The organism is Clostridium nigeriense (genome assembly GCF_050585265.1).
GTDB classification, from domain to species: Bacteria; Bacillota; Clostridia; order Clostridiales; family Clostridiaceae; genus Clostridium; species Clostridium nigeriense_B.
This window is the reverse complement of record NZ_JBNOOE010000022.1, coordinates 46,533-52,896: the sequence shown is the minus strand read 5'-3', so window position 1 is coordinate 52,896 and position 6,364 is coordinate 46,533. Positions and strand designations below refer to the sequence as shown.

Annotated in this window: 6 protein-coding genes; all 6 read left to right on the top strand. The window is 28.6% G+C overall.

What is annotated here, in order from left to right; all coding sequences use genetic code 11:
- Positions 1-192 precede the first annotated feature (192 nt).
- Positions 193-1,029, top strand: coding sequence for a Cof-type HAD-IIB family hydrolase (locus tag ACQPVP_RS15305; RefSeq protein ID WP_430851393.1), 837 nt, complete (start codon positions 193-195; stop codon positions 1,027-1,029).
- Between the two features lie 124 nt (positions 1,030-1,153).
- Positions 1,154-1,615 (top strand): tRNA (uridine(34)/cytosine(34)/5-carboxymethylaminomethyluridine(34)-2'-O)-methyltransferase TrmL, encoded by a 462-nt coding sequence (trmL, locus tag ACQPVP_RS15300; protein WP_430851391.1) that lies wholly within the window; start codon positions 1,154-1,156, stop codon positions 1,613-1,615.
- Positions 1,616-1,630: 15 nt separating this feature from the next.
- Positions 1,631-2,467, top strand: a complete 837-nt coding sequence (locus ACQPVP_RS15295) for a DegV family protein (RefSeq protein ID WP_430851389.1) — start codon at positions 1,631-1,633, stop codon at positions 2,465-2,467.
- A 199-nt stretch (positions 2,468-2,666) separates the two neighbouring features.
- Positions 2,667-4,049, top strand: coding sequence for an RNA polymerase factor sigma-54 (gene rpoN, locus ACQPVP_RS15290; RefSeq protein WP_430851387.1), 1,383 nt, complete (start codon positions 2,667-2,669; stop codon positions 4,047-4,049).
- Between the two features lie 206 nt (positions 4,050-4,255).
- Positions 4,256-5,293, top strand: a complete 1,038-nt coding sequence (locus ACQPVP_RS15285) for a sugar-binding transcriptional regulator (RefSeq protein ID WP_430851385.1) — start codon at positions 4,256-4,258, stop codon at positions 5,291-5,293.
- Positions 5,294-5,345: 52 nt separating this feature from the next.
- Positions 5,346-6,344 (top strand): type I glyceraldehyde-3-phosphate dehydrogenase, encoded by a 999-nt coding sequence (gene gap / locus ACQPVP_RS15280; RefSeq protein ID WP_430851383.1) that lies wholly within the window; start codon positions 5,346-5,348, stop codon positions 6,342-6,344.
- Positions 6,345-6,364 lie beyond the last annotated feature (20 nt).

The following is a 6,364-nucleotide window of genomic DNA, read 5'->3' as shown; positions in this document are numbered from 1 at the left end:
AATAAATTAATATATTTTAAATTATATTACATATTTGTATAAAATTAAAGACTGCTGACACTTTGTCAGCAGTCTGATAAAAAACATTTTACATTTGTAAAATGTTTTTTACTTTATTTATTCTTAAGTTTATTGTCGAATACTTTTGCAAATGATATTATTAATATAATGAAGTTGGAAAAGGAGTATTTTATGGAGTACAAGATGGTTTGTATTGATATGGATGGAACCTTACTTGGAAAAGGAAGAAAAATATCTAAAGAAAGCAAAGAAGTTATAAAAGAAATTCATGAAAAAGGTGTAGAGATAGTTATAACTACAGGAAGAATATACAATAATGCAGCTTATTATTCTCATCTTCTTGGAGTTGAATCCCCTGTTATTGCTGCAAATGGGGCTATTGTTAGAGAAAAATATACTAATAAAGTAATATATGAAAATCCAATAAGGACTGAGGAATGTATAAAGTTAATTGAAATGTTATATAAAATGAAGTTTATTTTTCATTTTTACACTTTGGATGGGATTTATTGTGGAAGTGAACTAACGAAAGTTGTAACTAAATTATATATGACTAAGCAAGTTGGGTATGATGATTTAAAGATAAATTATCATGTTATAAAAGATTTAGAAAAATGGAAAGAATTTTTTAGAAGGACTAATGGTAAAATTACAAAATGCATTGCTTTTTCAAGTAAGCCTAAAAAAATTATTGCTTTAAAAAAAGAACTAGATAATCTTGATTGTGTAGTATACTTTGGAGCAGGCTCTAGGAGTGTAGAAATTAACAATAAAGGGGTTTCAAAAGGAAAAGCTGTAAAAGCTTTAGCTGATTATTATGGATTTAAAAGAAATGAAATAGTATGTATAGGTGATAATGAAAATGATATATCTATGATTGAGTATGCTGGGTTAGGGGTTGCTATGGGAAATGCAATAGAGCCAGTAAAAAAATTAGCAGATTATATCACTGATACTAATAAAGACAATGGAGTTGCAAAGGCAATAAAGAAAATTTTTAATGTATAAGAAAATATTCTGTTAATAAAGTATAAATGACTTTGACTAATAAGTTTCCATATAGTATTATTTGTTATATGGTATTAATTAAGTAAGGTGATTGCATCTTACTTTTTTATATGGAGGTTTTATAATGAATTTAAATATAGTTTTATATCAACCAGAAATACCTCAAAATACAGGGAATATTGCAAGAACTTGTGTTTTGACTAATTCAACATTACATTTAATTAAACCTATGGGATTTAAAATAGATGATAAGCAAGTAAAAAGAGCAGGTCTAGATTATTGGAGTGAATTGAAATTAGAAATTCATGAAAGCTATGAAGATTTTATGAAAAAGTATGGAAATGAAAGAATATTCTTAGCTACTACACATGGAGGAGAGCATTACGATGAAGTTTCGTTTAAAGAAGGAGATTTTATAATGTTTGGAAGAGAAACTTCAGGAGTTCCAGAGGAAGTACATAATGCTCATGAAGGAATAAGAATACCAATGATAAAAACTAGCACAAGAAGCTTAAATCTTTCTAATACAGTAGCAATTATTGCATATGAAGCATTAAGACAGATTGGTTTTCCTGAAATGAAATAACTAGGGGGAATAATAATGGAAAAGATTAAAATATTGACGGATAGTTGTTTAGACATTCCAGAAGAATTGATTCAAAAGAATAATATTGATATATTACCAGCATTAATTAACTTTGGAGATAAAAGCTATATAGATAGAGAAGAAATTAATCTAGAAGAAATGCTAGATAAAATTGAAAAAGAGGGAGTTTTACCAACTACTGCACAAATAACTCCAAATAGATTTGAAGAATACTTTAGAAATGCCTTAAATGAAGGATACAAAGTAGTAGCAGTACTTATGTCTTCAAATATGAGTGGAACTTATAACTCAGCTAATATAGCAAAAGAAATGATTGGATCAGAGGATATAACTATAATAGATACACAAGTTATAACATCTGCACAAGGCTTTTTTGTTTTAAAGGCTTGTGAACTTAGAGATAAGGGATTAAGTCCAGAAGAAATAAAAACAGAAATTGAAAAAATGATACCTAGGATGACTGCGTCATTATGCTTTGAATCTTTGGAAAACCTAGTACGTGGTGGAAGAATTTCTAAGACTGCAGGAGTTATCGGAACTGCTTTAGGTCTTAGGGTTATAATTGGATTTGAAAATGGAATGATGGTAGCAAAGGATAAAGTTAGAGGAAATAAAAAAGTTGTAAAGAAGATAATTTCTGATTTTGAAAATTCTAATGCAGACAAAAATGAACCTGTTATGCTAATTGAAATAGGAAGTCCAGAAATTAAAGCTGAACTTAAAAAGTATTTAGATGAAAATAATATTAATTATATAGAAACTACACCAGGTTGTGCTGTTGGTATCCATTCGGGTCTTGGAGCTTGTGGTTTATTTTATTTAAGTGAATAATTTGTTATAATAATACAAAAATAGGAGCTTGTTTCAGAAAAACAATGCTCTTATTTTTTATAATTTTGAATTAATTGAATAAAAGAAATATTGAGACTTGCTATAACGTTTACTTTTTGTATATACTAGTAGTGAGGATAAGTACATATTATTAATTAAAAAGTAAAAGTTGTAGTTTATTGAATGAAGGTGTTACTTTATGAAATTAGATTTTAATTTAAATCTTACTCAAGAACAAAGATTAATAATGACTCAGGAAATGCAGCTTTCTATAAAGCTACTTCAAATGTCAACTTATGATTTAAGAGATTATATAGAAAATGAGTTTTTAGAAAATCCAATTCTTGAAGGAAATTTTGATTTTGTTCAAGACGATAAAAAATATGATGATAAAATTGATTATAAAGAAATGATTAAATACTTAGAATTTGATAATTATGGATCTCAAAGTTATGGTGAATATAATAAGGAAGATGATGTGTCACCATTTAATTTTATTTCAGAAAAAGAATCTTTAACTGAGTATTTAAAAGAGCAACTAATTGAAAGTGAAGAGGATGAATACAAGAAGGCTATAGTTTATTACATGATTGAAAATATAGATAGTAGAGGATATTTAGATATGTCTCTAGAAGATATTTGTAACGAATTAAATATTTCTACTGAGTTAGGACAAGATGCCTTAGAAATCCTTCAAGACCTAGATCCAGACGGAATAGGGGCTAGGGATTTAAAGGAATGTTTAAAAATACAATTAATAAAAAAAGGGTCATTAGATGATAATTTAGAGATAATTATTAATGAATATTTAGATTTAATTGCAGATAATAAATTTAATGTAATTGCAAAGAATTTAAAAATTACTCCAAAAGAAGCCCAAGATTTAGGAGATATAATAAGAAATCTAGAACCTAAACCATCAAGGGGTTTTTATACTGGGGATGAGGTTAAATTTATAATACCAGATGCAGCTATTAGAAAAATTGATGGGCAGTATTTTGTAGTCATGAATGATGGAGTTATACCTAAGTTATCAATTAGTAATATATATAAAGAAGTATTAAATAACAAGGAAGATAAAAATACAGAAAATTATGTTAAAGAAAAATTAAATAGTGCAATGTTTTTAATAAAAAGTATTGAGCAAAGAAAAAGTACACTACTTAGAATATTAGAAAAGATAGTTGAAAAGCAAGAAAAGTACTTTGATAAGGGACAAAAGTATTTAAGGCCAATGACATTAAAAGAAATGGCAGAGATGCTTGGAATTCACGAGTCTACAGTAAGTAGAGCTATTAAGGACAAGTATATATTAACTAGCTTTGGTACAGTAAAAATAAAAGATTTATTTACTACAGGCCTAAGTGTTAATAAAAGTCAAGGAGAAGAAGTTGCAGTAGTTAATATTAAAAATAATATAAAAGATATAATTGATAAGGAAGATAAGCAGAAACCTATGTCAGATCAAGCTATTTGTGATTACTTAAATGAAAAGAATTTAAATATATCTAGAAGAACGGTAGCTAAGTATAGAGAAGAACTTGGAATAAAATCTTCAAGCAAAAGAAAAAGAATAGAATAAAATTTATTTAAAATAGGAAAGTTAAATAAAGAACTTTATTTTGTATTAACTTTCCTTTTTAAACGTAAAACACTTAAATTTTGTAAAAAGTTTTGGAAAAGTTTAAAGAAAGTACTTTTAAAATTTATAGAAGTGTTTTATAATAATAAATGTGGGACACATAAATAATATGCGGGACCTTTTTAGACCAAAGAGGAGGGTTGGATGTGCAGGAAATATTGTCTTTACAGAAAAAAATAGTTCCTGAACTTGTAGAAGTCCTGGAAAAAAGATATAGTATTCTTAGGACTATATATTACAATCAACCTATTGGAAGACGTGTTTTAGCAAATCAATTAGATCTTGGAGAAAGAATAGTTAGAACAGAAATTAATTTTTTAAAATCTCAAAATTTAATTGAAATTAATACTCCGGGGATGACAGTGACTGAGGAGGGGCGAGAAATAGTTGGTAAGCTTAAAGATTTTATTCATGAAATTAAAGGCTTATCAGACATTGAAGAAAACATAAGATCCTTCCTAGGGTTAAAAAATGTAGTAATTGTTCCAGGAGATGTTGAAAAAAATCAAACAATATTAAAAGAAATTGGAAAAGCTACAGCTCAATATTTAAAATCAATAATAGAAAATGATAACATAATAGCTATAACAGGTGGAAATACTATTAAAGAGTTTGTAGAAGCAATGCCAAAGATGAATAGTCTTTCAAATATTCTTGTTGTACCAGCTAGAGGCGGTATGGGAAGAAAAGTTGAAATTCAAGCAAGCACTTTAGCAGCATCTTTAGCAAAAAAATTAAATGGTTCTTATAAATTGCTTCATATTCCAGAAAATCTTAGTTTAAATCTTTTAGATACTTTATTAAAAGAAAAAGAGATAAAAGAAGTAATAGATAACATACATAAAGCAAATATTTTAATATATGGAATTGGAGAAGCTTTAGTTATGGCAGAGAAAAGAGATGTTTCAAAGGATGAATATGATAAACTAAAATCTCTTGGAGCTATTGGAGAAGCCTTCGGATGTTATTTTAACAAAGATTCACATGTAGTATCAGAAAATACTTCAATTGGAATAAATATTAATGAAGCAAGAAAAATTAACACACATATTGCAGTGGCAGCTGGGGAAAATAAAGTTGATGCTATTATTGCAACTATGATGAATAATCATAATGCAGTTTTAGTAACAGATGAAGCAGCTGGACGAAAAATTATGGAGTTTATTAAGGATCATACTGAATAAGCTTAAAATTTTAAAAATTTTAAATATAACTATTTTTAGGAGGTAATTGCAAATGGTAAATGTAGCAATTAATGGTTTTGGTAGAATAGGAAGATTAGCATTAAGATTAATGATTGAAAACCCAGAATTCAACGTGGTAGCAATCAACGATTTAACTGATGCTAAGACTTTAGCTCACTTATTTAAATATGATTCTTCACAAGGAAGATTCAACGGAGAAATCGAAGTTAAAGAAGGAGCTTTCGTAGTTAACGGAAAAGAAATTAAAGTTACTGCAGAAAGAAATCCTGCTGACTTACCATGGAAAGAATTAAACGTTGACGTAGTTTTAGAATGTACTGGATTCTTCACTTCTCAAGAAAAAGCTGGTTTACATTTAGAAGCTGGTGCTAAGAAAGTTGTTATCTCAGCTCCTGCAACTGGCGACTTAAAGACAGTTGTATTCAACGTAAATAATGATATATTAGATGGTACTGAAACAGTTATTTCAGGTGCTTCATGTACTACAAACTGCTTAGCTCCAATGGCTAAAGTATTAAACGATAAGTTCGGAATCCAAAAAGGATTCATGACTACAATCCACGCTTACACTAATGACCAAAATACATTAGATGGTCCTCACGGAAAAGGCGATTTAAGAAGAGGTAGAGCTGCTGCTGCAAACATCGTTCCTAACTCAACTGGAGCTGCTAAAGCAATTGGTTTAGTTATTCCAGAATTAAAAGGAAAATTAGATGGTGGTGCTCAAAGAGTTCCAGTTACTACAGGTTCATTAACTGAATTAGTTGTAACTTTAGACAAGAAAGCAACTGTAGAAGAAATCAACGCTGCTATGGCTGCTGCTGCTAACGAATCATTTGGATACACTGAAGATGAAATAGTTTCATCAGACGTTATCGGAATCACTTACGGTTCATTATTCGATGCAACTCAAACTAAAGTTATGACAGTTGGAGATGAGCAATTAGTTAAAGTTGCTGCTTGGTACGACAATGAAATGTCATACACTAACCAATTAATCAGAACTTTAAAGTACTTCGTAACTAGATAATTAAATAGTTAAGTAAATAC